Here is a 23,778-nt window from a genome sequence, read left to right on the forward strand (position 1 = left end):
AGTACGTACGTCAGTGCAAGTGTGCCGCCCGAGTGGCCGGGCGGCACATCCTGGGTGGTCAGCGCGGACCGAGCGTCCAGCGCGGTCCCTGCGGGCTGTCCTCGACGGCGAGGCCGGCCTGCTTGAGCTGGTCGCGGATGGCGTCCGCGGTGGCCCAGTCCTTACGGGCGCGGGCCGCCTCACGCTGGTCGAGGACGAGCCGTACGAGGCTGTCGACGACGCCGTGCAGGTCCTCGCTGCGCTCACCCTCACCGGCCCACTGGGCGTCCAGCGGATCGAGGCCCAGGACGCCGAGCATGGCGCGGACCTCGGCGAGGCGGGCGACGGCGGATTCCTTGTCGTCGGCGGCCAGCGCGCTGTTGCCCTGCCGGACGGTGTTGTGCACGACGGCGAGCGCCTGCGGCACGCCCAGGTCGTCGTCCATCGCCTCGGCGAAGGAGGGCGGCACCTCGGCGGCGGGCTCGACGGGGCCGCCGGCCAGCTCGACGACGCGCTGCACGAAGCCCTCGATCCGGGCGAACGCCGACTCGGCCTCGCGCAGGGCGTCCTCGCTGTACTCGATGGTCGAGCGGTAGTGCGGGGTGCCCAGGTAGTAGCGGAGCACGATCGGGCGCCACTGCTTGACCATCTCGGACACGAGCACCGAGTTGCCCAGCGACTTGGACATCTTCTCGCCGCTCATGGTGACCCAGGCGTTGTGCAGCCAGTACCGGGCGAAGTCGTCGCCGAAGGCCTTGGCCTGGGCGATCTCGTTCTCGTGGTGCGGGAAGATCAGGTCCAGGCCGCCGCCGTGGATGTCGAAGGCGCTGCCCAGGTACTTGTGCGCCATGGCCGAGCACTCCAGGTGCCAGCCGGGGCGCCCGCGGCCCCACGGGCTCTCCCAGTCGGGCTCACCGGGCTTGGTGGCCTTCCACATGGCGAAGTCACGCGGGTCGCGCTTGCCGGTGATGCCCTCCTCGGCGGGCTGGCGCATCTCCTCCAGGTCCTGCCGGGACAGCTCCAGGTAGGCGGGCCAGGACCGTACGTCGAAGTAGACGCTGCCGTCGGCCTCGTAGGCGTGCCCGCGCTCGATGAGGCCGCGCATCATCTCGACCATCTCGGTGATGTGACCGGTGGCGCGCGGCTCGTACGTCGGCGGCAGGCAGCCGAGCGCGCGGTAACCGTCGTTGAACGCGCGCTCGTTCTCGTACCCGATGGACCACCAGGGGCGGTTCTGCTCGCCCGCCTTCCAGATGATCTTGTCATCGATGTCGGTGACGTTGCGGACGAACGTCACCTCGTAGCCCCGGTACTCGAACCACCGGCGCAGGATGTCGAAGTTGAGCCCCGACCGGATGTGCCCGATGTGCGGGGCCGCCTGCACGGTGGCGCCACACAGGTAGATCGAGACACAACCCGGCGTGAGCGGGGCGAAGTCACGGATCTGCCGGGCGCTGGTGTCGTACAGGCGAATAGTCACGAGTCCAGGGTAGTCGGCGGACGGGTGTGCCCTGCGACGTTCACGCCACAAACCAGCGCCTCCGGCGTTCAAAACAGCCCCTCCGGCGTTTGAGGCGCGGGGGTCCGGGGGCGGAGCCCCCGGAGGACGGGACGGGTAGGGGCGGCGGGGGCGAAATCAGCCCGTCCGCACCACCAGCGCGGTGGCCACCGCCATCAGCCCTTCGCCCCGCCCCGGGAAACCGAGTCCGTCGGTCGTCGCGCCGGACACCGAGACCGGCGCCCCGGCCGCCTCCGACAGCACCTTCTGCGCCTCCTCCCGCCGCTTGCCGATCTTCGGCCGGGACCCGACGACCTGCACCGCGATATTGCCGATCCGGAACCCCGCCGCACGCACGATCCGCGCCGCCTCCGTCAGCAGCACCACCCCGGACGCCCCGGACCACTCCGGCCGTCCGGTCCCGAAGTGCTGCCCCAGGTCACCGAGCCCGGCGGCGGAGAACAGCGCGTTGCACGCGGCGTGCGCCACGACGTCCGCGTCGGAGTGCCCGGCCAGGCCCGGCCCCTCGCCCTCCCACTTCAGGCCGGCGCACCACAGCTCGCGGCCCTCCTCGAAGGCGTGGATGTCGGTGCCGATGCCGACCTGAGGAAGCAGCGGTGCCTCAGAAGCCATCGGTCAGCCTCCGGCGCGCCAGGACCGCCTCCGCCAGCAGCAGGTCCAGCGGGCGGGTGACCTTGAAGGCCTCTTCGTGCCCGGGTACGACGACGACCTGTTCCCCGAGCTGTTCGACCATGCTCGCGTCGTCGGTGACGTTGTCGGTGACCGTCTCGTGGGCACGCAGCAGGATCTCGCGGTCGAAACCCTGCGGTGTCTGCACCGCACGCAGCCGGGCCCGCGCGGGCGTGGCCACCACGGGCTCCGGCGCACCGGGGGTCTCGGCGGGCTCGACCTCCTTCACCGTGTCCGCGAGCGGCAGGGCCGGCACCACGGCCGGCGCACCGGCGCGCACCGCCTCGATCACGGCGTCCACGGTGTCGACCGGCACCAGCGGCCGGGCGGCGTCGTGCACGAGGACGATGTCGTAGCCGGGTGGCAGGGCGTCCAGGCCGAGCTTCACGCTCTCCTGGCGGGACTGCCCGCCCGGTACGACGAGGAAGTCGGTGCGCTCGGGCAGCGCGTGCGCGTCGAGCAGTGACTTGACCTCGGCGGCTCCGTCGGGCGGGGCCACGACGACCACGAGGGAGACGGCACGGGACGCGGCCAGGGCGCGTACCGCGTGGATGAGCATGGGGGTGCCGTTCAGGGCGCGCAGCGCCTTGGGGGCGCCCGGGCCGAGGCGTACGCCCCGGCCGGCGGCGGGAATCACCGCGGCGGTACGCGAAGGGCGCGAATCGTCAGACATCGGTTCCTGTCAGGTTTGTGTGCTCGGCCTACTTGGGTATGGCCTCAGCGTGCCGGGCGCACAACGGCTTGACAGGACCCTTCCGTGACCCTCGTCGAGCCTCCTGCTCGAGCCCGGCACGCACAGTACCGGGGGGAGATTTCCTCGGCGTATGGCGTACGGCGTCTGGTGTATGAGCATGCCCGGCCGGGGTGCGAACATGCCGCAGCGCCCGGCGACAGCAATACGTCATCGGGCACCACGGCATTTCGACGTGCCGGCTTTTGATGTCCACAGCGGCAGCGGGCCTGCTGCCTCGCGTCAGGAGGCGAGTACCTCGTCGAGCAGGGCCTCGGCCTTGTCCTCGTTGGTGTTCTCCGCGAGAGCGAGCTCGCTCACCAGGATCTGGCGAGCCTTGGCGAGCATGCGCTTCTCGCCGGCGGAGAGTCCACGCTCGCGCTCACGACGCCACAGGTCACGTACGACTTCCGCGACCTTGATGACATCGCCGGAGGCGAGCTTCTCCAGGTTTGCCTTGTAACGACGAGACCAGTTCGTGGGCTCCTCGGCATACGGCGCGCGCAGCACCTCGAAGACCCGGTCCAGCCCGTCCTGACCGACCACATCACGTACGCCGACGAACTCCGCATTGTCCGCTGGCACACGCACCGTCAGGTCACCCTGGGCGACCTTCAGCACCAAGTAGGTCTTGTCCACGCCTTTGATCTGGCGAGTTTCGATGGCCTCGATCAGCGCGGCCCCGTGATGGGGATAGACCACGGTGTCGCCAACCTTGAACGTCATGTGACAGGTACCCCTTCCGTGGCTATCCAGGGTAACACGGAAACGGCAGCTTCTGAATGGCGTTTTCGCAGGTCAGGGCATATCTCGGGGCTTGACAACAGCAACAGGAACGTGCTTCGCCGGGCCTGCGGAACAAAGTATTCGCAGGTCGGAGCGGCTCTCCGGGGCGGGCGAAACGTGCACGTTACGCACCTCCGACGACTCCATCAACCGGCTGAACATCCCTAAATGTCCGGTTCCAAACGCTCGACTTCCGCTACTCCGTTCGGCGTCCGGGGGCCACTGTGAGACGAATCCGGAATTGATCACGACACCCCCGGCGCGACCGTGCCGGTGATCAATTCCGGGCCGGCCACGCATTCCTTCACCCACATTTCGCGAAGGCTTATGTGAATGCCGTACGAGCGCGTCACACCCCAGAACAGGACACCCGGCCGTACGCCCTGCCGAGCGAAGCCGGGCGACCGCGGGGGAGGGTCGGGTGCGGCCGCGCGGGAACGGCTCGGTAACCTGGGGCCGCTGACAGCCACTTAGGGCGGCTTTACAAGGAAAGCTGCCCCTGCGTTCAAGGAGTTGCCGCCGCCGTGAGCAGCAGCCTTCGACGCGGCGCCCTCGCCGCCTCCGCCATCGCGTTCTCGATCGCCTCGCTCGCCGCCTGCGGCGCCGGCAACAACTCCCAGACACTGGAGATCAAGCCGGACAACGCGGCCACCAGCGTCGGTGACATCAAGATCCAGAACGCTGTGGTCATCACCCAGCCCGACCCGGAGGCGACCGGCCCGGCCGTCATCTCCGCCACCGTCTTCAACAGCGGCAGCGCCGCCCAGACGCTGGACTCCATCACCGTCGACGGCGTCGGCACCGCCAAGATCTCGCCCGCGACCGGCAGGGGCGCGCTGTCCGTCCCGGCCGGCGGCTCGGTGATCATCGGCGGCAAGAACAACGCCTCGGCCGTGCTGAGCAACGCCGAGGGCGTCACCGACGGCGACGCACAGAAGGTCACCTTCTCCTTCAGCCGGACCGGTGACGTGAGCCTGCGCGCCTTCGTCGTCCCGGCCGAGAGCTACTTCACCTCGTGGGGCCCGACAGAGGTGCCGGCCGCGCCCGGGGCTTCGGCCTCCACGAGCGAGGAGCCCGCCGAAGGCACCGAGGGTGCGTCGGGCTCGCCGAACGAGACCGGGTCCGCCACCGGCACGCCGGCCGACCCGGAGTCCGGCACCCCGACCGACGCGGCGTCCGCGTCGGTGACGGAGTCGCCCGCGGAAGAGGACGCCGGTCACTGAGCAACGCCGTACCGCAGAAGGGCGGGACCTCACCGGGAGGTCCCGCCCTTCTGTGCGTATGCGCTGTGCGGTTTACGGCTCGAACTTGTAGCCGAGGCCTCGCACCGTCACCAGATACCTCGGCGCGCCCGGATCCGGCTCGATCTTGGCGCGCAGTCGCTTGACGTGGACGTCGAGGGTTTTGGTGTCACCGACGTAGTCGGCACCCCAGACGCGGTCGATGAGCTGCATACGGGTCAGCACGCGGCCGGCGTTGCGCAGCAGCATCTCCAGCAGGTCGAACTCCTTCAGCGGCAGGTCGACCTTGGAGCCGCCGACGGTGACCACATGGCGGTCGACGTCCATACGGACCGGGCCGGCCTCCAGCGCGGCCGGGGCCACCTCCTCCGGCTCGCCGCGGCGGCGCAGCACGGCACGGATGCGGGCGACCAGCTCGCGGGTGGAGAAGGGCTTGGTGACGTAGTCGTCGGCTCCTATTTCGAGACCGACCACCTTGTCGATCTCGCTGTCCTTGGCGGTCACCATGATGACGGGGACGTTGGAGCGGCCGCGCAGCTGGCGGCACACCTCGGTGCCCGGCAGCCCGGGCAGCATCAGGTCGAGAAGGACGAGGTCGGCGCCGTTGCGCTCGAACTCGTCGAGTCCGTCGGGCCCGGTGGTCGCGACGGCGACCTCGAAGCCCTCCTTGCGGAGCATGTATGACAGAGCGTCGGAGAAGGACTCCTCGTCCTCGACGACGAGCACTCGGGTCACGGAAGGACCTCCGGGGCAGGAAGTGATTCGTACGGGGGTGTGTCGGGGGACGAGTCGGCGGACTGCCCGGCCTCGTCGGGAGCGGGGTGCTGGTGCGCCCGGTCGCGGGCCTGGCCCGCCTCCGGCAGCCGCAGCGTGAAGGTGGAGCCCTGTCCCTCCGAGCTCCACACCGTGACCTCCCCGCCGTGCGAGGCGGCCACGTGCTTGACGATCGCCAGCCCGAGGCCCGTACCACCGGTGGCACGGGAGCGGGCCGGGTCGACTCGGTAGAAGCGCTCGAAGATGCGCTCCTTGTCCTTGTCGGAGATGCCGATGCCCTGGTCGGTGACGGCGATCTCGATGATGTCCCCGCCGGAGCCGTTCACCCGGCGGGCGGCGATGCCGACGCGGGTGCGGGCGGGAGAGTAGTTGACGGCGTTCTCGACCAGGTTGCCGAGGGCCGCGGCCAGCTTGCTGCGGTTTCCCCAGACATGCAGGTCGGCGGTGCCGCCGGCGGCCATGGTGATCTGTTTGGTGCCCGCCTGGTGGCGGCACCGGTCGATGGCCTCGGCGACCAGCTCGTCCACCCGGACCGGCTCGGCGTCCTCCAGCGGGTCGTCGTTCTGGACCCGGGAGAGGTCGATGAGCTCCTGCACCAGGTTGGTCAGCCGGGTCGCCTCGATCTGCATCCGGCCGGCGAAGCGCTCCACGGCCTCGGGGTCGTCGGAGGCGTCCATGACGGCCTCGGACAGAAGGGAGAGCGCCCCGACGGGAGTCTTGAGCTCGTGGCTGACATTGGCGACGAAGTCGCGTCGTACCGCCTCTATCCGGCGGGCCTCGGTGAGGTCCTCGACCAGCAGCAGCACCAGCCGGGAGCCCAGCGGGGCGACCCGGGCGGAGACGGCGAGGGCCTCGCCGCGGCCGCTGCCGCGCCGGGGCAGGTCCAGCTCCACCTGGCGTATCTCACCGTCGCGCCGGGTGTCGCGGGCCATCTGCAGCATGGGGTCGACGGCGAGCTTGCCGCCGCGGACCAGTCCGAGGGCGTACGCCGCGGAACTGGCCTTGACGACGGCGTCGGCCTCGTCCAGGACGACGGCCGAGGAGCGCAGCACGGACAGCACCGTATCGACGCCGGGCGGAAGCACCGGGTCGGTGTGCAGAGAGGTCCGGGTGGGGCGCTTCAGGTCGCGTTCGCTCCAGCGGAACGCCAGCATGGCGATGACACCGGTGAGCACACCGGCGATCGCTGCCGCTGCGGCGACCGCCGCGTTCACGTCCATGCATCCAGGTTAGGCATGCCCTAATGGTTGCCCACAGCCGTCCGGGTGCGAGCTCGAACACTCGTCGCCCAGAGTTCACCTTGGAGCCAGTGGTGGTTCATTTGAGAGGGCGGAAACGGACGCGTAGGGACCGGAACGTGGGAGCGTGGGGTTCGTAAGACCGGCTTTCACCACGGGCCACCGGCCCTCTGAATCCCCGAATGAATCCCCCCAGAAATCGCACGAGAGGGAACCCTGATGCGGGACGCGTACCACGAGGAACTGGACTCGATCGGCGACAGCCTGGTCGAGATGGCCCGGCTGGTCGGGTCGGCGATCGGGCGCGCCACGACGGCCATTCTCGATGCCGACCTGAAGCTGGCCGAGAACGTGATCGAGGCCGACAAGAAGGTCGACGAGCTCCAGCACGACCTGGAGGCCCGGGCGATAGCCCTGCTGGCCCGCCAGCAGCCGGTGGCCACGGACCTCCGGATAGTGGTCACCTCGCTGCGCATGAGCGCCGACCTCGAACGCTCCGGCGATCTCGCCCAGCACGTGGCGAAGCTCGCCCGGCTGCGCTTCCCGGAGCGTGCCGTCCCGCACGACCTGCACGCCACGATCCTGGAGATGGGCCAGCTCGCGCAGCGCCTGATGGCCAAGACCGCCGAGGTCCTCGTCACCAAGGACATCGATCTGGCGATGCAGCTGGAAACCGACGACGACGCGATGGACCTGCTGCACCGCACGCTGTTCCAGCACCTCATCGACGAGCGCTGGAAGCACGGCATCGAGACCGCGGTCGACGTCACGCTCCTCGGCCGCTACTACGAGCGTTTCGCCGACCACGCGGTGGCCGTCGCCAAGCGCGTGGTGTTCCTGGTCACCGGCGAGCACGCGGACGAGCTCCAGCCCGAGATCCACGTCGAAGGGGCCTGAGCGACGGGCGCGCGAAACCCCTGACCGGGCCGGGCCGCAGCGTGCGCGAGCCACAGTGCGCCGTTGATGCGCCCGGCAAAGGGGGCTGCAATGGGCTGACAGGCACCAGCCTTGAGGAGGGACCCATGGCCGAATCCCCCAGCACGCCCGGTACGACGCCCGACCCCGCCCAGGAACGCCCCAGCGAACAGCCCGCCGAGATCAACAGCCTCACGCTCATCGGCGCGTGCGGCTGCGGCTCGGGCTGCACGTGCGGCTGCCAGCAGGGCAATCCCTGCCAGTGCTGACTCCGCTCCACGACGCCTGAGGGCCCCCGGCGCCGGCGCCGGGGGCCTTTCGCGTCGACCTTGCCTGCGACACGGGCGCAGCATGGAGTAAGGACGGGAAGGAGGTGCGAAGCCATGGCTGAGTTCATGGACGTCCACCACGACATGCGGGGCATCACGGCCGACCAGCTGCGCCAGGCCCACCAGGCCGACCTCGCGATAGAAGGGGAAGAGGGCGTGCACTTCAAGCAGGCCTGGGCGGACCCGGACTCCGGAGTCGTCTACTGCCTGTCCGAGGCCCCCTCGGCGGAAGCGGTCCAGCGCATCCACGAACGCGCCGGTCACAAGGCGGACGAGATCCATCCGGTACCGCTGACGGTCTGACCCCGACGCCACGGCAACACCACCGGCCCCTGCCCGCGACTACCCGCCGACAGGGGCCGAGGGAGATCGACCGATCGGGTTGAGTTGCCTGCCCGAGGGGCTGTCGGCCTTCCTGCCGAGCCGTTCTCCGCACAGGGTGTGATCATGAAGACGCCACGAGTGCACTGTTTGCACCCATCCCTCGCGCGCTCGGCAGCTGCAGCCATCATCAGTGTTGCGGCAGCCCTGACCTCCGCCTCAGCCGCCGCGGCCGATCCGCCGGCCGGCCAAGAGAAGTCGTCCGGCCAGCAGAAGTGCGAAGTGATCGACAAGCAGGAGCCCGGCCTCGAACAAGGCCTCCTCTGGGCTCTCGTGTTCGGGTTCCAGGACACCACAGAGCGGCAGGACACCTGCTCACCTCAGTCTGACGGTCACATGCGGGGCGCTGACGGTCACATGCGGGACGCTGACGGTCACATGCGGGACGCTGACGGTCACATGCGGGACGCTGACGGTCACATGCGGGACGCTGACGGTCACATGCGGGACGACGATCCCGGTCATCACATGCACGGTCCCACTCACCTCGGCGTACCCGGACCCCTGGGCGGATCGTCCCGTTGATGCGGGAGCAGGCGATAGCTCTCGAAGAGCCCCCTGCCTGCAGAAACGCGCAGGCAGGGGGCTTACTTGAGCGGGGTTACTTCTTCTTGCCCTGGTTCTTGACCGCTTCGATCGCCGCCGCAGCCGCCTCGGGGTCGAGGTACGTGCCGCCGGGGTTGACCGGCTTGAAGTCGGCGTCCAGTTCGTAGGACAGCGGGATGCCGGTCGGGATGTTCAGGCCCGCGATGTCCGCGTCGGAGATGCCGTCGAGGTGCTTGACCAGGGCGCGCAGGGAGTTGCCGTGGGCGGCGATCAGGACCGTGCGGCCGGCCAGCAGGTCGGGGACGATGCCGTCGTACCAGTACGGGAGCATGCGGACGACGACGTCCTTCAGGCACTCCGTGCGCGGGCGCAGCTCCGGGGGGATGGAGGCGTAGCGCGGGTCGTCCGACTGGGAGAACTCGGCGCCGTCCGCCAGCGGCGGGGGCGGGGTGTCGTACGAGCGGCGCCACAGCATGAACTGCTCCTCGCCGAACTCGGCGAGGGTCTGCGCCTTGTCCTTGCCCTGGAGGGCGCCGTAGTGGCGCTCGTTCAGCCGCCAGGAGCGATGGACCGGGATCCAGTGGCGGTCGGCGGCCTCCAGCGCGAGCTGGGCGGTGCGGATGGCGCGCTTCTGGAGGGACGTGTGGACCACGTCGGGCAGCAGGCCGGCGTCCTTGAGCAGCTCACCGCCGCGGATCGCCTCCTTCTCGCCCTTCTCGTTGAGGTTGACGTCCACCCAGCCGGTGAACAGGTTCTTCGCGTTCCACTCGCTCTCGCCGTGGCGGAGGAGGATCAGCTTGTACGGTGCGTCGGCCATGGCTCTGAGCGTAATCGAATGCTCTGATCGCTTGCGCGCCCGGCCGAGGCGTGGACGGTTGACGGGATCTGTTAATTGAGTGGCCGCCCCGGACCCCGCCTTCGTAAGGTCTGCCTACCAGAAGGGCCACTTACACCCGAGCCGCTTACGTCCGTGGGGGATCCTCGATGTCACTCGCCAGCCTGAGACGCGCCGCCACAGAGACCGTCTCCGGGCTCCCCCGCGAGTTCTGGTGGCTGTGGACCAGCACCCTCGTCAACCGGCTCGGCGGCTTCGTCGCCACCTTCATGGCGCTCTACCTGACCCTCGACCGCGGATACTCCGCCTCGTACGCCGGTCTGGTCGCGGCGCTGCACGGACTGGGCGGCGTGCTGTCCTCCCTCGGCGGGGGTGTGATGGCGGACCGGCTGGGGCGGCGGCCCACCCTGCTCGTCGCCCAGGCGTCCACCGCCGTGTCCGTGGCGCTGCTCGGGTTCGTGCACCATCCGGTGGCCATTGCCGCCGTCGCGTTCCTGGTCGGTGCCGCCTCCAACGCCTCGCGGCCGGCCGTGCAGGCGATGATGGCCGACATCGTGCGGCCCGAGGACCGGGTGCGGGCCTTCTCCCTGAACTACTGGGCGATCAACCTCGGCTTCGCCGTGTCCTCCATGGCGGCCGGTTTCATCGCCGAGGTCAGCTATCTCGCCGGCTTCCTGCTGGAGGCCGGGATGACCATGGCCTGCGCGATCGTCGTGTTCGTCAAGCTGCCCGAGTCCCGGCCCGTCCAGACGGTCGCCGCGGCCAAGGAGGAGGCCGTGGGGCTCGGGACCGTGCTGCGCGACGGGCGGTTCATGAGCGTCGTCGGGTTGTCCTTCCTGGTCGCGCTGGTCTTCCAGCAGGGCTCGGTCGGTCTGCCGATCGCGATGGGCGAGGCCGGGTTCGCGCCCGCGGACTACGGCATGGCGATCGCCGTCAACGGTGTCCTGATCGTCGCCTTGCAGATCCCGGTCACGCGGTTCATCGAGCACCGGGATCCGCGTCGGCTGCTCGTGATCTCGTCCCTGCTCGCCGGCTACGGGTTCGGGCTCACCGCCTTCGCCGGGTCCGTCGGGGTCTTCGCGCTCACCGTCTGCGTGTGGACCCTGGCGGAGATCGTCAACGCGCCCACGCAGACCGGTCTGGTCGTGCGCCTGTCGCCGGTGCACGGCCGCGGGCGCTACCAGGGCATGTACACCATGTCCTGGTCCGTCGCCGGCCTCGTTGCACCCCTGATGTCCGGCTTCGTCATCGACCGGTTCGGCGCCGAGTGGCTGTGGGGGCTGTGCGCGGCCGTCGGCACGTCGGCGGCCCTCGGCTACAGCGCCCTGATGCGCCGCCTGCCGGCCGAGGACACGCCGGGCGGCCCCACGGCGCCGACCACCGCGAAGCCCGAGGTCAGCGCCGCATGACGTCCCTCAGGGATGCATCCGTGCGCCCTTGAGGGCCTTGTCCACGGCGTTGCGGGGTCCGTACACCGCGAGCCCCACCAGGTCCAGCTCCGCCGTCGGTACGGCCCGTACGGCCGACCGGTTGTCGCGGTCGTTGCCCGTGGTGAAGAGGTCCGAAGTGAAGACCGCGCGCGGGAGGGCGCGGGACAGCACGCGCACGTGCGCCGCGGCGAGGGTCTCCTTCGTGCCCTCGAAGACCAGCACCGGCTGGCGGAACATGGACAGGTACGGCACGCCGTCGGCGTCCTCGTACGGCTCGCCGATCACCTCGGGGACGGCCGTACCGAGGCCGCTGACCAGGAAGGCGGTGACGTTGAGCCGCTGCCAGGTCTCCAGGTCCTCCCGCAGCAGGACGGCGATCTTGGTGTCGAAGCGGATGGGTTCGGTGGTCATGGGACGAGACTGCCGACCGGCGTACGACGCCGTCTTGTACGTTCTTTGCATGGGCACCGGCAAGGGCTCGGCCGAGCAGCAGGACGTCTCCGCCTGGCGCCCGCGCGTCAGGGGCGTCGTGGAGGTCTTCCACGCCCACTTCACCGAGTACGCGTATCCGATGCACGTCCACGAGGCGTGGACGCTGCTCATCGTCGACGACGGCGCCGTACGGTACGACCTGGACCGGCACGAGCACGGCACCCCGCACGACACGGTGTCCCTGCTGCCGCCGCACGTCCCCCACAACGGCTCCGCCGCCACCCCGCACGGCTTCCGCAAGCGCGTCCTGTACCTGGACGGCACCCGGCTGGGCGAGGATCTGATCGGCCCGGCGGTGGACTCCCCCGATCTCCGTGACCCCGTACTGCGCCTGCGCGTCGGCCAGTTGCACACCGCGCTCTCCCGCCCCGGCGACGAACTGGAGGCGGACAGCCGGCTGACCCTCATCGGGGAGCGGCTGCGCGCGCACCTGCGGCCGGCGGACATAGCCGTGGCCGACACCCGCCGCCCCGACCCCTCCCTCGCCCGCCGGCTGCGTGAACTCCTCGACGAGCGCGTCGTGCAGGGCGTCACCCTCGACGAGGCGACCGGGCTGCTGAACGCCCATCGCGCCCATCTCGTACGGGCGTTCAGCACCGCGTACGGCATCGCCCCGCACCAGTACCTGATGTCCCGCCGCGTCGACCGTGCCCGCCGGCTGCTCCTCGACGGACGGCCGCCGGGCGAGGTCGCAGCGGTGACCGGCTTCTACGACCAGTCCCACCTCACGCGGCACTTCCGGAAGTTGGTGGGGGTGCCGCCGGGGCGGTACGCGAGGACAGCCAAAAGGCAATGGTGGTGAGGACGGCCGGAAAAATGAGCGGCAGAGCCTCGTCAGACGACGTCGACGTAGTCGCCCTTGGCCGTCGCGCCGCCCGTCGTGGCCGTCTCACCGAAGGTCCAGCGCCAGTAGCCGTCGGCGGAAGCCGTGACCGTGGTCTTCAGATCACCCGTGGAGCCGGCCCGCACGTACTTGACCGTCGTGTACGTGCTGGTGCCCGCCTTGCGGAACTGGAGCTTGGCCAGCTTGTCGCCGTAACCGACGTACGCGTGCTTCGCCCAGTCCGCGCGCGTCGCCTTGCCCGTCACGGTGATGGTCCTGCCCTTCGCGACCGGCTCGGGGGAGGCGTTGACGGTGGCCCGCGCCGCGCGCTTGACCTGCACGCTGCCGAAGCCGGTCAGGTACTCCTCGGCCTTGATCTTGGTGTCCGACTCGTCCCACAGGCGCGCGGCGACGGCGATCTTCCAGCTCGTGGCGTCGTTGTTGGAGTCCAGGGTGTAGCGCGGGTCGATGTACAGCTCGCCGTCACAGTCCCCGGAGGTCGGGCTGTCGTCGTACGTCGTGACGCTGGCCATGTAGATGCCGCCGTGGTCGGCGCCGGCGGCGGCCGTGGTGTCGTGGTACAGGTAGGGGTGCGCGTCGATGGTGGTGGGCGTGTAGCCCGAGGGCCAGGTCACGCGGAAGCTGACGCTGGGGAACTTCTCCTCGCTGATGCCCACGACGACGGGCTTGCCGTTGTTCACGACCATGTCGGTCACCGTGATGCCGGTGTCCGCCGCCTCCGCGGCCGGTGCGGTGAACGCCACGAAGGCGAGCGCTCCCGCGAGCGCGGCCGCAGTGCCGGTTCTGCCTGTGCGCATGCACAACCTCTTTGCTGGTAGGGCCTGACAGCGACTGAGACTGCGGCAGGTCCACAGAGGTTGTACGGATGCCTGCGCTACGTCCGTCCCTGGGATCTACCCCTGGGGACGCCGCGTGAGATGCGCGAAGGCGTCCAGGTTGCGCGTCGACTCCCCGCGTGACGTCCGCCACTCGTACTCCTTGCGGATCGCCGACGCGAACCCCAGTTCCAGAAGCGTGTTGAAGGCCCCGTCCGCCGCCTGAAGGACCTGGCCGAGCAGCCGGTCGATCTCGTCCGCGGTGACGGCGGGCAGGGGCAGCTTGCCGGTGACGTAGACGTCGCCGAGCGGGTCGACGGCATAACTCACGCCGTACAGCTTGAGGTTGCGCTCCAGGAGCCAGCGGTGGACTCCCGCCTCGTTCTCGTCCGGGTGGCGGATCACGAAGGCGTTGAGGGAGAGCGAGTGCCGGCCGACGATCAGGGAGACCGTCGTCGACAGCTTGCGGGTGCCGGGCAGCTTCACGACGTAGTGGCCGGACCCGGGACTCTCCCACTCGAGCTCGGCGTCCTTGAGCACGCCCTCGATGACCTCTGCCGCCTGCTGCTCTGCTGCCGCCATGGTCGGAGCCTACGTCAGCCGTGCAGGGCGCGGGCGCGGCGGCGGTGGGCGTGCAGTGCGGCCGTGTAGACCTCGGCGGTGGCACCGGCCGAGGCGTCCCAGCCGAAGGAACGGGCGTGCTGGGCGGCGGCTGCCCCCATCCGGGCGGGCAGCTGCGGGTCGTCGGCGACATCACGCAGCACGCGCGCGTACGCGGCCGGATCGTGCCCCTGGACGAGGAAACCGGTCTGTCCGTCCCGTACGGCCACCGGAAGGCCGCCGACCGCGGCGGCCAGCACCGGTGTACCGGCCGCCTGTGCCTCTATGGCGACCAGGCCGAAGGACTCGCTGTAGGACGGCATGACCAGCACCGACGCGGCCCGGAACCAGTCGGCGAGCTGGTCCTGGTCCACGGGCGGGCGGAACCGCACCACATCCGCGATACCGAGGCGCGCGGCGAGCTTCTGCAGGCCCTCGGGCTTGGCCAGGCCGCTGCCGCTGGGGCCGCCGACGACCGGCACGACGATGCGCGAGCGCAGGTCGGGTCGCTCGTCGAGCAGCACGGCCACCGCGCGCAGGAGCACGTCAGGGGCCTTGAGGGGCTGGATGCGGCCCGCGAAGAGGGGGATCAGGGCATCCTGCGGGAGGCCCAGCCGGGCACGTGCGGCCGCGCGGCCGTCGGCCGGGTGGAACCGGCCGAGGTTCACGCCCGGATGCACCACGGCGACGTCGGCGGGGTCGGCGGAGTAGTGCCGTACGAGCTGGTCGGCCTCCTCGGCGGTGTTGGCGATGAGCCGGTCGGCGGCGGCGACGATCTGGGTCTCGCCGATGACCCGGGCAGCGGGCTCGGGGGTGTCGCCGTCGGCGAGGTTGGCGTTCTTGACCTTGGCCATGGTGTGCATGGCGTGCACCAGGGGAACGCCCCAGCGCTGGGCGGCGAGCCAGCCGACGTGGCCGGAGAGCCAGTAGTGGGAGTGCACGAGGTCGTAGTAGCCGGGGCGGTGGCCGGCCCAGGCCTGCATCACACCGTGCGTGAAGGCGCACAGCTGCGCCGGGAGGTCCTCCTTGGCGAGCCCCTCGTAGGGGCCGGCGTCGACGTGCCGGACGAGGACGCCGGGGGCGAGTTCGACCGACGGCGGAAGGGCGGCGGTCGTGGCCCGGGTGAAGATCTCGACCTCGATGTTGATCGCGGCGAGGCGCTGGGCGAGCTCCACGATGTAGACGTTCATGCCGCCGGCGTCGCCGGTGCCGGGCTGGTGGAGCGGGGACGTGTGCACGGAGAGCATGGCCACCCGGCGCGGGCGGCGGTGCCCCAGCCGAAGCCGCGGCGGCGCCGCCGGGGAGCGGCGACCGAGCCTGCTGACGTATTGGCTCACGTCGCGTTCCTCCTTGCCGCGGGCACGCCTCGGGGAGGACGTGCGGGGTCCCCGAAGGGAGGCAACACCGGAGGGGGCCGCTCCATTTCCGCGCGAGGCGTTTTTGCCAAATCATTACCGCTTGTCGCTCAACCGTTCGATGGATGTGACGTGCACTGGCGAGGCCGGCACCAACGCCGGGCAACCAGAAACCCCCGACCACTTACCCTCGACGCATGACGCCCCGCGCAGCGACCCTCCCCCACTCTCGGCTTCGCTCGAGCGGGGGGACCCCCATCGTGGGAACGGTGACGCGCGGGACGACCAACCCCAACCGCCTCCGCCGTATGGACCGCTGGATCGCAGCGACGCACGGCGCCGCCCTCCGCCGCGCCGCCGACCCCGTCGCCGTCGACCTCGGCTACGGCGCCGCCCCCTGGACGGCCGTGGAACTGCTCACCCGCCTGCGCGAGACAGCGCCACGCGCGCGCGTGGTGGGCGTCGAGATCGAGCCGGCCCGGGTCACGGCGGCACAGCCGTACGCACGCGACGGCCTCGTCTTCCGGCACGGCGGCTTCGAGATCCCGGTCCCGCAGCGGCCGCACCTCATCCGCGCGGCCAACGTCCTGCGGCAGTACGACGAGGCGGAGGTCGCCGGCGTGTGGGCGCGGTTGTGCGCCCGGCTCGCACCCGCCGACCCGGCGACCGGTGCGCGGGGCGGGCTGCTGGTCGAAGGGACCTGCGACGAGATCGGGCGGCGGCATGTATGGGTGGCCCTCGGTCCCGAGGGCCCGCGCACGGTCACCTTCGCGACCCGGCTGGGCTCCCTGGAGCGCCCCTCGGACCTGGCGGAACGCCTGCCCAAGGCGCTGATTCACCGCAACGTCCCCGGCGAGGCGGTGCACGCCTTCCTGCGCGACTTCGACCGCGCCTGGGCCGCCGCCGCGCCCTACGCCTCGTACGGGGCCCGGCAGCGCTGGATCCGGGCGGTGCGGGACCTGACGGCCGACTGGCCGGTGACGGACGGGCCGGCTCGCTGGCGGCAGGGCGAAGTGACCGTGCGCTGGGCGGCGTTGGCACCCAGGATGTGATCGCTCTCCCCCTCGTTCCCCACGCGGACCCACACGGGCCGGGGACGCGGAACGATCTCGGTGAGTCGTTCGTCACAAAGGGCGGGGAGATCGTCGCACGACGGGCGGAACGGGGGAGGGAGTTACTGCCTCTGTCGTTTTGCGCCGCGGCATGGCACGATCCCCGACGTCCGAAGTTACTGACGGTTCATCAGTTTGGGGGCTGGCTATGGGTACGGGCAAGCGCAGTCTGATCGCGGCGGCCGTGACCGTGGTCTGCGCGGTCACCGTGCTGGCGGCGCCCGGCACGGCGTTCGCGGCTCCGACTCCCACCCCGTCACCCTCGTCGACTTCCTCAACCCCGGTGTCCACCGAGGAACTTGAGACCGTCCGTAAGAAACTCGACAAGCTCTACCGGGCGGCGTCCTCCGCCACCGACGCCTACAACGCGGCGGAGGAGAAGGCCGAGCAGCAGTCCGCCGAGATCGTCGCCCTGGCCAAGAAGATCGCCAAGGGGAAGGAGAAGCTCCGGGAGTTGAAGAAGCGCGCGGGCGCCGCAGCCGCCGCCCAGTACCGCACCGGCGGCCTCCCGCCCGAGGCCCAGCTGATGCTGAGCGACGACCCGGACGAGTTCCTCGACGGCACCGGCCGCGTCCGCCAGGGCGAGCGCGCCACCAGGCACCTCATCGATGAAATGACCCGCACCCAGCAGGACTTGGAGCTGTACGCCAAGGACGCCTCCGCCCAGTGGGCGAAGCTGGAGGCCAACCGCAAGGCGAAGGCCGCCGCCCAGAAGAAGATCGAGAAGCAGATCGCGGCGGCGGAGAAGCTGGAGTCCCAGCTGGAGAAGGAGGAGCTGGAGCGCCTCGCCGAGCTCGAGGAGCAGGCCGCCTACGAGGCACAGACCACCTGGCTCAGCTCCGGCATCCTCGACGAACTGCACGGCACCGCCACCCAGCAGGGCAAGAAGGCCGTGGAATTCGCGACGGCCCAGATCGGCAAGCCGTACGAATGGGGCGCCGAGGGCCCCAAGACCTACGACTGCTCCGGACTGACCTCACAGGCGTGGGCGACGGCCGGCAGTGTGATCCCGCGCACCTCGCAGCAGCAGTGGAAGCAACTGAAGCGCATCGACATCGAGGACATGCGCCCGGGCGACCTGATCATCTACTTCGACGACGCCAGCCATGTCGGGATGTACGTGGGCGACGGCGCGATGGTGCACGCCCCACGACCCGGGCGGACGATCACGATCGCCGGGGCCGGGTCGATGCCGATCCTGGGAGTTGTACGGCCGGACGCGGGCTGAGAGGACGTACGGCGGACTCGGGCCGAGGGACGTACGGCGGACGTATCGCCACCTCGTGAACTGGACCACGTGACCCACCCCACCTCGCTCCGCCCCCCAAACCCCCGGCGGACGTGACCTTCGTCATCCCCAGCAGCGCACCAGCCTGCCCAACTGCGGTATAGAACGCGGCATATGACAGTGGCCGCATCCGGAGCGGCGTGGCTCACACCATTCCTTTGCGGCGCCGACACCCGCTATGGTCCCGGTCGGTGGGTCGAGGTCCCTCGCCCCGCCGTGCCCTCGGGGGGAGGGAAGGAACTCAGGACAATGCCCGTACCCGTACCGCGGCAGAGAGCGATCCCGGCCGTGGAAAGTGGTCAGGCGCAGGCCGCGTCGACAGTCGGCGGCCACTCCGGTGCTTCCGGTGCATCCGGCGCAGAGACCGCATACAAGGAAAAAACCGCCGAGAACACCAAGAACACCACCAGCACCCTCGTCAGCTCCGACACGACCAGTACCAACCTGACGCTGCTGCTGATCGAGGACGACCCCGGCGGCTCGCCGATCGTGCCCGAACTGCTCGATCAGGCCGGCAAGCCGATCCGCGTCCGCACCGCCCGCAACCTCACCGAGGCCGAGCGGCTGCTCACCGACGATGTCCACTGCATCCTGCTGGACCTCGCGCTGCCGGCGCCCGGCCGGGCGGACGACAGGGACGACGAGCTGTCCGTGCTGCGCCATGTGCTGGAGCTCGCGCCCCGGCACGCCGTCCTCGCCCTCACCGCGTCCGGTGACGCCGAGCGCGGCGCCGAGGCGGTGCGGGTGGGCGCCCAGGACTACCTGTTCCGCGACGAGCTGGACGGCCGCCTGCTGAGCCGGGCGATCCGTTATGCGGTGGAGCGGAAACGTTCCGACACGGCCGAGCGGCGGCTCGCCGAGGGCCGGATGCGCGCCCAGGAGAACCGCCGACTGGAGCGCGGGCTGCTGCCCACGCCGCTCCTCGACGGCTCCCCGCTGCGCTTCGCCGCCCGCTACCGCCCCGGCCGCTCACGCGCCCTGCTCGGCGGCGACTTCTACGACGTCGTGCGCACCCCGGACGGCACCGTGCACGCCATGATCGGCGACGTCTGCGGCCACGGCCCGGACGAGGCGGCGCTCGGCGTGGAGCTGCGCATCGCCTGGCGTGCGCTGACGCTGGCCGGGCTGTGCGGGGACGAGCTGCTCGGCACGCTGCAGCAGGTGCTGGAGCACGAGCGCTCGGACGACGAGATCTTCGCGACGCTGTGCACGGTGGACATCGCGCCGGACGGCCGCCGCGCGGGCCTGTGCCTTGCGGGGCACCCGGCTCCGCTGGTCGCCCGCCCTGGCCGGCCCGCCCGGCTGCTGCCGTACGACAACAATGGCCCCGCCCTCGGACTGCTGCCGGGTGCCCGCTGGCCGCGGATGCAGGTGGAGCTGGGCCGGGAGTGGAGCCTGATGCTCTACACCGACGGTCTGATCGAGGGCCACATCGGCCAGGGCCGCGAGCGGCTCGGCCAGGACGGCATGGTCGAGATGATCCGCCGCCAGCTGGCCCAGGGCCTGAGCGGCGAGGAGCTGCTGCGGGCGGCGGTCAACGAGGTCCGCCAACTCAACGGCGGCGAGCTGGCGGACGACGTAGCGGTACTGCTGCTGGACCGGGTGCCGTAGCCTCCGGCGGTCATGGCGCGGTGGGCCATGGTGCCGTCCGCCGTCGTACGACCGGCGGCCTGTGCTGCCGACCGTCGCCGTACGCCCGTATCACCGCCCGCCGTTGTACGGCCCGTACGGCCCGTCGCTGCTGGAGCCTCTGCGAGCGCGGCCGCCGCCGGGCAGGCCGCGCAGGGCGGGGCGTACGTCGACCATGTACACGATGGTCGCGATGAGCCCGATGATGGGCAGGAACGACAGGATGTTGAAGATCAGGTTCACCACGAAGGCGAGCCCGAGGATGATCAGCCAGAACGGCTTGGTCTGCTTGTCGGCCGCGCGGTAGGCGTCCTCTCGGCGCGTGGCCGCGTCGATCAGCGCGAAGCCGCTGAAAAGGATCAGGGCCAAGCTCAGCAGCCACATGAACCCTGCGAACCCCTGCAACAGCACAACGTCCACCACCCGACTCGGCTAGTCCTACGCGGTCACCGTACCCGCAACCGCAGGCCCGTTACCCGAAGAACGGGCCGGGCACCCCAGGAGTGCCCGACCCGTTACAGGTCACCCGTTCGTGTCACTCAGCGTGATCGCGGACGGTGTCACTTCGCCGGCGGCGTGGTCTTCTTCGCCGTCGGCTTGCGGGCCGGGGCCTTCTTCACCGCGGTCTTCTTCGCCGGGGCGGCCTCGGTCCCGGCCGCGGCCTTTGTCTCGGTCCTGGTCTCGGTCTTGGCCGCGGCGGGCTTGTCCTCCTTGACCTCGACCGGCTCGGCCTTCGGCTCGACGGCCACGGCCAGCTCCTCGATCTCCTCGGCCGCCTCGCCGCGCCAGGTCTTCACGGCCTGCTCGCCGTGCTCGGCGACCTTCTCGTAGGTCTCACGGGCCTTCACGGCGTACTCGGCGGCCACGCCGACGCCGCGCAGGGCGAGGTCCTGGGCGGTCTCGCCGAGCTTCTTCAGGTCGGCGTCGATCGTGCTGCCGAGCTTCTTCAGGTCCGCGTCGAGGGAGCCGAGAAACTCGTTGACCTTGTTCTGGAAGGTCTCCTGCGTCTCCTTGACGCGGGCACCGGCCTCCTTGGCGCGGGCGCTGGCCTTCTCCTGGACGGCCTTGGGGTCGGTGTTGCGGACGGCCTCGATACGGGCCGGGGCCTCGGCGCGCAGCTGCTCGACCAGCTCCGGCACCTTCCTGGCCTGCTGGAGTGCCAGGTCGGCGGTGCCGGCGGCGAAGTAGAGCGGCCTCGGGTCGCTGAGGGTCTTGCGCAGGTCGTCGGTGATGGCCATGGTGCTGGTCCTCCCGGTGGCTTTCTCTTGAGGGTTTGGGGTCCCGCAGCCGGTCAGCCGCCCGGCCGGGCGTTCCGCTCGCTCAACCGGCGGTCCGCCGCTGCGGGTCGGCGTCGCTGCCGTCGGCCGTGCGGGGGCCGCGTACGCCGGTGTCGCTGTCGTGGGCGTCGCCCCGAACGTCATCGTCCTGAACGTCATCGACCTGAACGCCGTTGTCCTGAAGGTCCTCGCCCGGAACGCTCTCGAAGCCGTTCTCCTTGCGAAACGACTCGTACACCTGGAGCAGCACCTGCTTCTGCCGCTCGTTGAGGGTGGGGTCGGCGAGGATGACGGCGCGCGTCTCCACCTCGTCCCGGTCCCGCTCGGCGTCGAGGATCCCGGCCCGCACGTACAGCGTCTCGGCGGAGATCCGCAGCGCCTTGGCAACCTGCTGCAGCACCTCCGCGCTCGGCTTGCGCAGCCCGCGTTCGATCTGGCTCAGATACGGATTGGACACCCCGGCGGCGTCGGCGAGCTGCCTGAGCGACAGCTGCGCGTTGCGCCGCTGCTCGCGCAGGTACTCACCGAGATTGCCGACGTTGAGCGTTGCCATACCTCCACCTTGCCGCGCCGCGCTAACAATTGCAAGCACCCCGCTTGCAAAAGTGCGCCAAGCCCGGCTGTCAGCGACCTCCCCTGCAATCGCCCGCTGTCCGTTCCCGGTATATCTGCGGCTTCCCACTGGATCTGCCTGGTGAAGCTGGATCTGCCTGGTGAAGTGAGCGGGTCCCGGACGAACTGCGCAGCAAGCTACCCTCCGCCAGGCCATCTCTCCGCGGCATTCGGTCGCGACCAGCGGTGCCCTGTCTGCTCAACCGAGCCGTCTGACCTTCTGTCCCAGCGAACCGAGGCGCGGGGCTGAGCCCGGCCTGGTCCCGAGACCCAACGTGTGCTTCCTCGCCCTGGCGGAAAACCGTTGGGCGCTTCTACAGCACGGGGAATCATGAAGCATGCGACCGGATGACTGGCACCTCACCGAAGACGTCGACGACTTTCTCGTCCGAGCCGGAGACTTTCTGCGCTCTCGGCCCGGCCCGCACGTCATGCAGCTGACCTGGGCCGAGAGAGTGCGAGCGCGTGGGGCGGACGCATTCGGCACCGAAGCGCCCGTCTTCGGCGTGCTGGAGCGAGCGGGCGAGGTCCACGCCGCCTTCTACCGCCTCCCGCCCCGCGCTCTGGTCCCCACCCCGCTCACGCCCGAGCAGGCCGACACCCTCGCCGCCCGCCTGGCCACCCTCGGGCACTCCCTTCCCTCCGTCAGCGCGGACCACAGCACGGCCACCGCTTTCGCCGAGGCCTGGCAGCGGCACACCGGCGCGACGCCGAAACTCCGCGACACGCGGCTCCGCCTGTACCGCCTCGGCACGCTCATCCCACCGGAGCCGATGCCGGCGGGCCGGGGCCGCGTCCTGGGCGAGCAGGACCTTGAGCAAGTCATGTTCTGGTGTGGCGAGTTCGCCAAGGCCGTCGGGGAAGACGTCTCCATCGACGCCGACACGTGGGCCGGCACCCGCTTCGCCGACAAGCGCTACACGCTCTGGGAGACCCCGGACGGCACTCCCGTCTCCATCGCGGGCATGAACCCGAGGATCGGCGGCCAGGTCCAGGTGGACATCGTCTATACCCCAGCCCCCCTGCGCGGTCGCGGCTACGCGGGCGCCGTGACGGCGGAGGTGAGCCGGGCCGCGCTGGCCGCGGGCGCGAGGGACGTCGTCCTGTTCGCGGACCTGTCCAACCCCACCAGCAACGCCCTCTACCAGCGCCTCGGCTATCGCACGCTCACCGACTGGGCGGCGTACGAATTCTCAAGCGCCGCACCGGAAGTCAGTTAAGAACCAACGAACTTGGGGGGCAGGACACCAGCAGCAAGATCACACGAGGGGCTGGTCGATCACGGCCCGGGAGCGGTGGCGATGCCGTTGAGACAGGACAGTGGCTGCCCGCGCGGGTTGCTGTCCTGTCCCGGTGAACATGCGGTCTCAGCGGAAGGCGGCACCATTGTCCGACGCCCACTGCTGGAACGATCTGGCCGGGGAGCCGGTGACCCCGTGAACGGTGTCGCGCACCTTCAGCAACTCGTCATTGACGTCCCCACCCATCAGATCGAGGACCGCATCCGCAGTCTCGCCACCCATGAAGGAAGCCATCTGCCGGTGGGCCTCCTCCCGGTTGATCTCGACGAAGGAAACCTCCCGCCCCAGAACCGCGGCAATGGCCGCGACCTGCCGTCGGACCGTGATGCATTCCGGTCCGGTCAGTGCATACGTTCGTCCCCTGTGGCCCGGCTCGGTCAGCGCCACACGGGCCACCGCCGCGATGTCCGCAGGGTGGATGGTGGGAAGCCCGATGTCTGCATACGGCGCTCGGACCACCCCCAGCTCTCGAATCGACTGCGCCCACCACAGGGTGTTCGAGGCGAACTGCGTCGGCCGCAGGATTGTCCAGGCCAGGCCGCTGTCCTTGAGCAACCGCTCGACGGCCAGGTTCTCGCGGGCCGCGGGCAGGTGTGGATGAGTCTGGACCGTGATCGACGACACGAGCACCACATGCTCCACGCCTGCCTGCCGGGCAGCCGCGAGGACATCCGCTTCCGCACCCATGCCCGACAGCAGGAACAGCGAACGCACTCCCTCCAGCGCGGCCTTCAGTGAACCTGCCTGTGCAAGGTCGCCCTCAACGGCTTCGATCCCCTCAGGGAACGAGACCTGTCCCGAAGCACGAGTCAGACCTCGCACAGGTGCGGCACCGGACAGGTGCAACTCCCTCAGCAGAGCACTTCCGATATTCCCGGTTGCGCCGGTCACGAGGATCATCGTCATCTCTTCCTGTCGCCATCCGTTGATCACGTCCAGGGCACGCTAGAACCTCAACTCCGCTTGAGATCAAGGAAAGCGGGTCAGCACGACGGAATACCCACTTTTTTGTGCGTACTTGGCAGCGCCGGACCCTGGGGAGAGGCTGGTCGCAGGTGGTCGGAAGGCCGCCGGAGAGCGA

26 protein-coding genes are annotated in these 23,778 nt (G+C 70.2%); 10 read left to right on the forward strand and 16 right to left on the reverse strand.

The genetic code is table 11. The features are described from left to right. Positions 1–58: 58 nt before the first annotated feature. The 4 genes from cysS to ACFVJQ_RS18400 form a co-directional block, all read right to left on the reverse strand. The gene (gene cysS / locus ACFVJQ_RS18385) at positions 59–1,459 is read right to left on the reverse strand and encodes a cysteine--tRNA ligase (protein WP_385511167.1); all 1,401 of its coding nucleotides are present in this window, start codon (positions 1,457–1,459) and stop codon (positions 59–61) included. 156 nt (positions 1,460–1,615) lie between these two features. Then, a complete protein-coding gene (gene ispF / locus ACFVJQ_RS18390; RefSeq protein ID WP_385785022.1) occupies positions 1,616–2,110 on the reverse strand; it encodes a 2-C-methyl-D-erythritol 2,4-cyclodiphosphate synthase in 495 nt (164 codons plus the stop codon). After that, positions 2,100–2,840, reverse strand: coding sequence for a 2-C-methyl-D-erythritol 4-phosphate cytidylyltransferase (ispD, locus tag ACFVJQ_RS18395; RefSeq protein ID WP_385511170.1), 741 nt, complete (start codon positions 2,838–2,840; stop codon positions 2,100–2,102). The genes ispF and ispD overlap by 11 nt, the downstream gene beginning before the upstream one ends. 300 nt (positions 2,841–3,140) lie before the next feature. Next, positions 3,141–3,623, reverse strand: coding sequence for a CarD family transcriptional regulator (locus ACFVJQ_RS18400; RefSeq protein WP_003953493.1), 483 nt, complete (start codon positions 3,621–3,623; stop codon positions 3,141–3,143). Positions 3,624–4,207: 584 nt separating this feature from the next. Here ACFVJQ_RS18400 and ACFVJQ_RS18405 point away from each other — a divergent pair. After that, positions 4,208–4,906 carry a DUF461 domain-containing protein gene (locus tag ACFVJQ_RS18405; RefSeq protein WP_385785025.1) on the forward strand — a complete coding sequence of 233 codons (699 nt, stop codon included), beginning with the start codon at positions 4,208–4,210 and terminating at the stop codon, positions 4,904–4,906. 72 nt (positions 4,907–4,978) lie between these two features. Here ACFVJQ_RS18405 and ACFVJQ_RS18410 read toward each other — a convergent pair whose 3' ends face one another. Together ACFVJQ_RS18410 and ACFVJQ_RS18415 are read right to left on the reverse strand one after the other, a co-directional pair. After that, positions 4,979–5,659, reverse strand: coding sequence for a response regulator transcription factor (locus ACFVJQ_RS18410; protein ID WP_129798507.1), 681 nt, complete (start codon positions 5,657–5,659; stop codon positions 4,979–4,981). Continuing rightward, positions 5,656–6,918, reverse strand: a complete 1,263-nt coding sequence (locus ACFVJQ_RS18415; RefSeq protein WP_224734861.1) for a cell wall metabolism sensor histidine kinase WalK — start codon at positions 6,916–6,918, stop codon at positions 5,656–5,658. The genes ACFVJQ_RS18410 and ACFVJQ_RS18415 overlap by 4 nt, the downstream gene beginning before the upstream one ends. 237 nt (positions 6,919–7,155) lie before the next feature. Between ACFVJQ_RS18415 and phoU the strand changes: the two genes are divergently transcribed. The 3 genes from phoU (at position 7,156) to ACFVJQ_RS18430 (ending at position 8,483) form a co-directional block, all read left to right on the forward strand. Beyond that, positions 7,156–7,833, forward strand: coding sequence for a phosphate signaling complex protein PhoU (gene phoU, locus ACFVJQ_RS18420; protein WP_385511173.1), 678 nt, complete (start codon positions 7,156–7,158; stop codon positions 7,831–7,833). Positions 7,834–7,958: 125 nt separating this feature from the next. Next, positions 7,959–8,120: a hypothetical protein gene (locus ACFVJQ_RS18425; RefSeq protein WP_385511174.1), complete on the forward strand. Its 162-nt coding sequence runs from the start codon at positions 7,959–7,961 to the stop codon at positions 8,118–8,120. Between the two features lie 114 nt (positions 8,121–8,234). After that, entirely contained in the window at positions 8,235–8,483 is a 249-nt protein-coding gene (locus ACFVJQ_RS18430; RefSeq protein WP_224734858.1) for an SCO4226 family nickel-binding protein, read from the forward strand. 393 nt (positions 8,484–8,876) lie between these two features. On the opposite strand, the gene ACFVJQ_RS18435 is transcribed toward ACFVJQ_RS18430, so the two are convergent. Beyond that, complete coding sequence (locus ACFVJQ_RS18435) at positions 8,877–9,026, reverse strand: hypothetical protein (protein ID WP_385785030.1); 150 nt, start codon at positions 9,024–9,026, stop codon at positions 8,877–8,879. A 136-nt stretch (positions 9,027–9,162) separates the two neighbouring features. Continuing rightward, positions 9,163–9,924, reverse strand: coding sequence for a phosphoglyceromutase (locus tag ACFVJQ_RS18440; RefSeq protein WP_224734856.1), 762 nt, complete (start codon positions 9,922–9,924; stop codon positions 9,163–9,165). 167 nt (positions 9,925–10,091) lie between these two features. Between ACFVJQ_RS18440 and ACFVJQ_RS18445 the strand changes: the two genes are divergently transcribed. Then, positions 10,092–11,351, forward strand: a complete 1,260-nt coding sequence (locus tag ACFVJQ_RS18445; protein ID WP_385785033.1) for an MDR family MFS transporter — start codon at positions 10,092–10,094, stop codon at positions 11,349–11,351. A gap of 6 nt (positions 11,352–11,357) precedes the next feature. Here ACFVJQ_RS18445 and ACFVJQ_RS18450 read toward each other — a convergent pair whose 3' ends face one another. Further along, positions 11,358–11,834, reverse strand: a complete 477-nt coding sequence (locus tag ACFVJQ_RS18450) for a DUF2000 family protein (protein ID WP_385785132.1) — start codon at positions 11,832–11,834, stop codon at positions 11,358–11,360. Here ACFVJQ_RS18450 and ACFVJQ_RS18455 point away from each other — a divergent pair. After that, complete coding sequence (locus ACFVJQ_RS18455) at positions 11,833–12,666, forward strand: helix-turn-helix domain-containing protein (protein ID WP_385511179.1); 834 nt, start codon at positions 11,833–11,835, stop codon at positions 12,664–12,666. The genes ACFVJQ_RS18450 and ACFVJQ_RS18455 overlap by 2 nt on opposite strands. 32 nt (positions 12,667–12,698) lie before the next feature. On the opposite strand, the gene ACFVJQ_RS18460 is transcribed toward ACFVJQ_RS18455, so the two are convergent. From ACFVJQ_RS18460 to mshA, 3 genes are all read right to left on the reverse strand, one after another. After that, positions 12,699–13,505 carry a hypothetical protein gene (locus ACFVJQ_RS18460; protein WP_385511181.1) on the reverse strand — a complete coding sequence of 269 codons (807 nt, stop codon included), beginning with the start codon at positions 13,503–13,505 and terminating at the stop codon, positions 12,699–12,701. A gap of 96 nt (positions 13,506–13,601) precedes the next feature. Continuing rightward, positions 13,602–14,105, reverse strand: coding sequence for a YbjN domain-containing protein (locus tag ACFVJQ_RS18465; RefSeq protein ID WP_385511182.1), 504 nt, complete (start codon positions 14,103–14,105; stop codon positions 13,602–13,604). Between the two features lie 14 nt (positions 14,106–14,119). After that, the gene (gene mshA, locus ACFVJQ_RS18470; RefSeq protein ID WP_385511183.1) at positions 14,120–15,460 is read right to left on the reverse strand and encodes a D-inositol-3-phosphate glycosyltransferase; all 1,341 of its coding nucleotides are present in this window, start codon (positions 15,458–15,460) and stop codon (positions 14,120–14,122) included. A gap of 278 nt (positions 15,461–15,738) precedes the next feature. Here mshA and ACFVJQ_RS18475 point away from each other — a divergent pair, with 278 nt between their 5' ends. From ACFVJQ_RS18475 to ACFVJQ_RS18485, 3 genes are all read left to right on the forward strand, one after another. Next, positions 15,739–16,530, forward strand: a complete 792-nt coding sequence (locus ACFVJQ_RS18475) for a class I SAM-dependent methyltransferase (protein WP_385785038.1) — start codon at positions 15,739–15,741, stop codon at positions 16,528–16,530. Between the two features lie 208 nt (positions 16,531–16,738). Next, the gene (locus tag ACFVJQ_RS18480) at positions 16,739–17,818 is read left to right on the forward strand and encodes an NlpC/P60 family protein (protein WP_385785041.1); all 1,080 of its coding nucleotides are present in this window, start codon (positions 16,739–16,741) and stop codon (positions 17,816–17,818) included. A 309-nt stretch (positions 17,819–18,127) separates the two neighbouring features. Further along, positions 18,128–19,489, forward strand: a complete 1,362-nt coding sequence (locus ACFVJQ_RS18485) for a PP2C family protein-serine/threonine phosphatase (RefSeq protein WP_385511187.1) — start codon at positions 18,128–18,130, stop codon at positions 19,487–19,489. Between the two features lie 90 nt (positions 19,490–19,579). On the opposite strand, the gene ACFVJQ_RS18490 is transcribed toward ACFVJQ_RS18485, so the two are convergent. The 3 genes from ACFVJQ_RS18490 to ACFVJQ_RS18500 all read right to left on the reverse strand — a co-directional run bounded on the left by ACFVJQ_RS18490 (position 19,580) and on the right by ACFVJQ_RS18500 (position 21,337). Beyond that, positions 19,580–19,918 (reverse strand): DUF2516 family protein, encoded by a 339-nt coding sequence (locus tag ACFVJQ_RS18490; RefSeq protein WP_224737277.1) that lies wholly within the window; start codon positions 19,916–19,918, stop codon positions 19,580–19,582. A gap of 149 nt (positions 19,919–20,067) precedes the next feature. Next, the gene (locus ACFVJQ_RS18495; protein ID WP_385785044.1) at positions 20,068–20,745 is read right to left on the reverse strand and encodes a hypothetical protein; all 678 of its coding nucleotides are present in this window, start codon (positions 20,743–20,745) and stop codon (positions 20,068–20,070) included. A gap of 82 nt (positions 20,746–20,827) precedes the next feature. Next, a complete protein-coding gene (locus tag ACFVJQ_RS18500) occupies positions 20,828–21,337 on the reverse strand; it encodes a helix-turn-helix domain-containing protein (RefSeq protein WP_129798526.1) in 510 nt (169 codons plus the stop codon). Positions 21,338–21,734: 397 nt separating this feature from the next. Here ACFVJQ_RS18500 and ACFVJQ_RS18505 point away from each other — a divergent pair, with 397 nt between their 5' ends. Beyond that, on the forward strand, positions 21,735–22,616 hold the full coding sequence (locus ACFVJQ_RS18505) for a GNAT family N-acetyltransferase (RefSeq protein WP_385785047.1): 882 nt from the start codon (positions 21,735–21,737) through the stop codon (positions 22,614–22,616). A gap of 147 nt (positions 22,617–22,763) precedes the next feature. On the opposite strand, the gene ACFVJQ_RS18510 is transcribed toward ACFVJQ_RS18505, so the two are convergent. Then, entirely contained in the window at positions 22,764–23,597 is an 834-nt protein-coding gene (locus ACFVJQ_RS18510; protein WP_385785135.1) for an NAD(P)H-binding protein, read from the reverse strand. Between the last annotated feature and the right edge of the window lie 181 nt (positions 23,598–23,778).

The organism is Streptomyces sp. NPDC127197, from assembly GCF_042672405.1.
In the GTDB taxonomy this organism is placed as follows: domain Bacteria; phylum Actinomycetota; class Actinomycetes; order Streptomycetales; family Streptomycetaceae; genus Streptomyces; species Streptomyces flavusporus.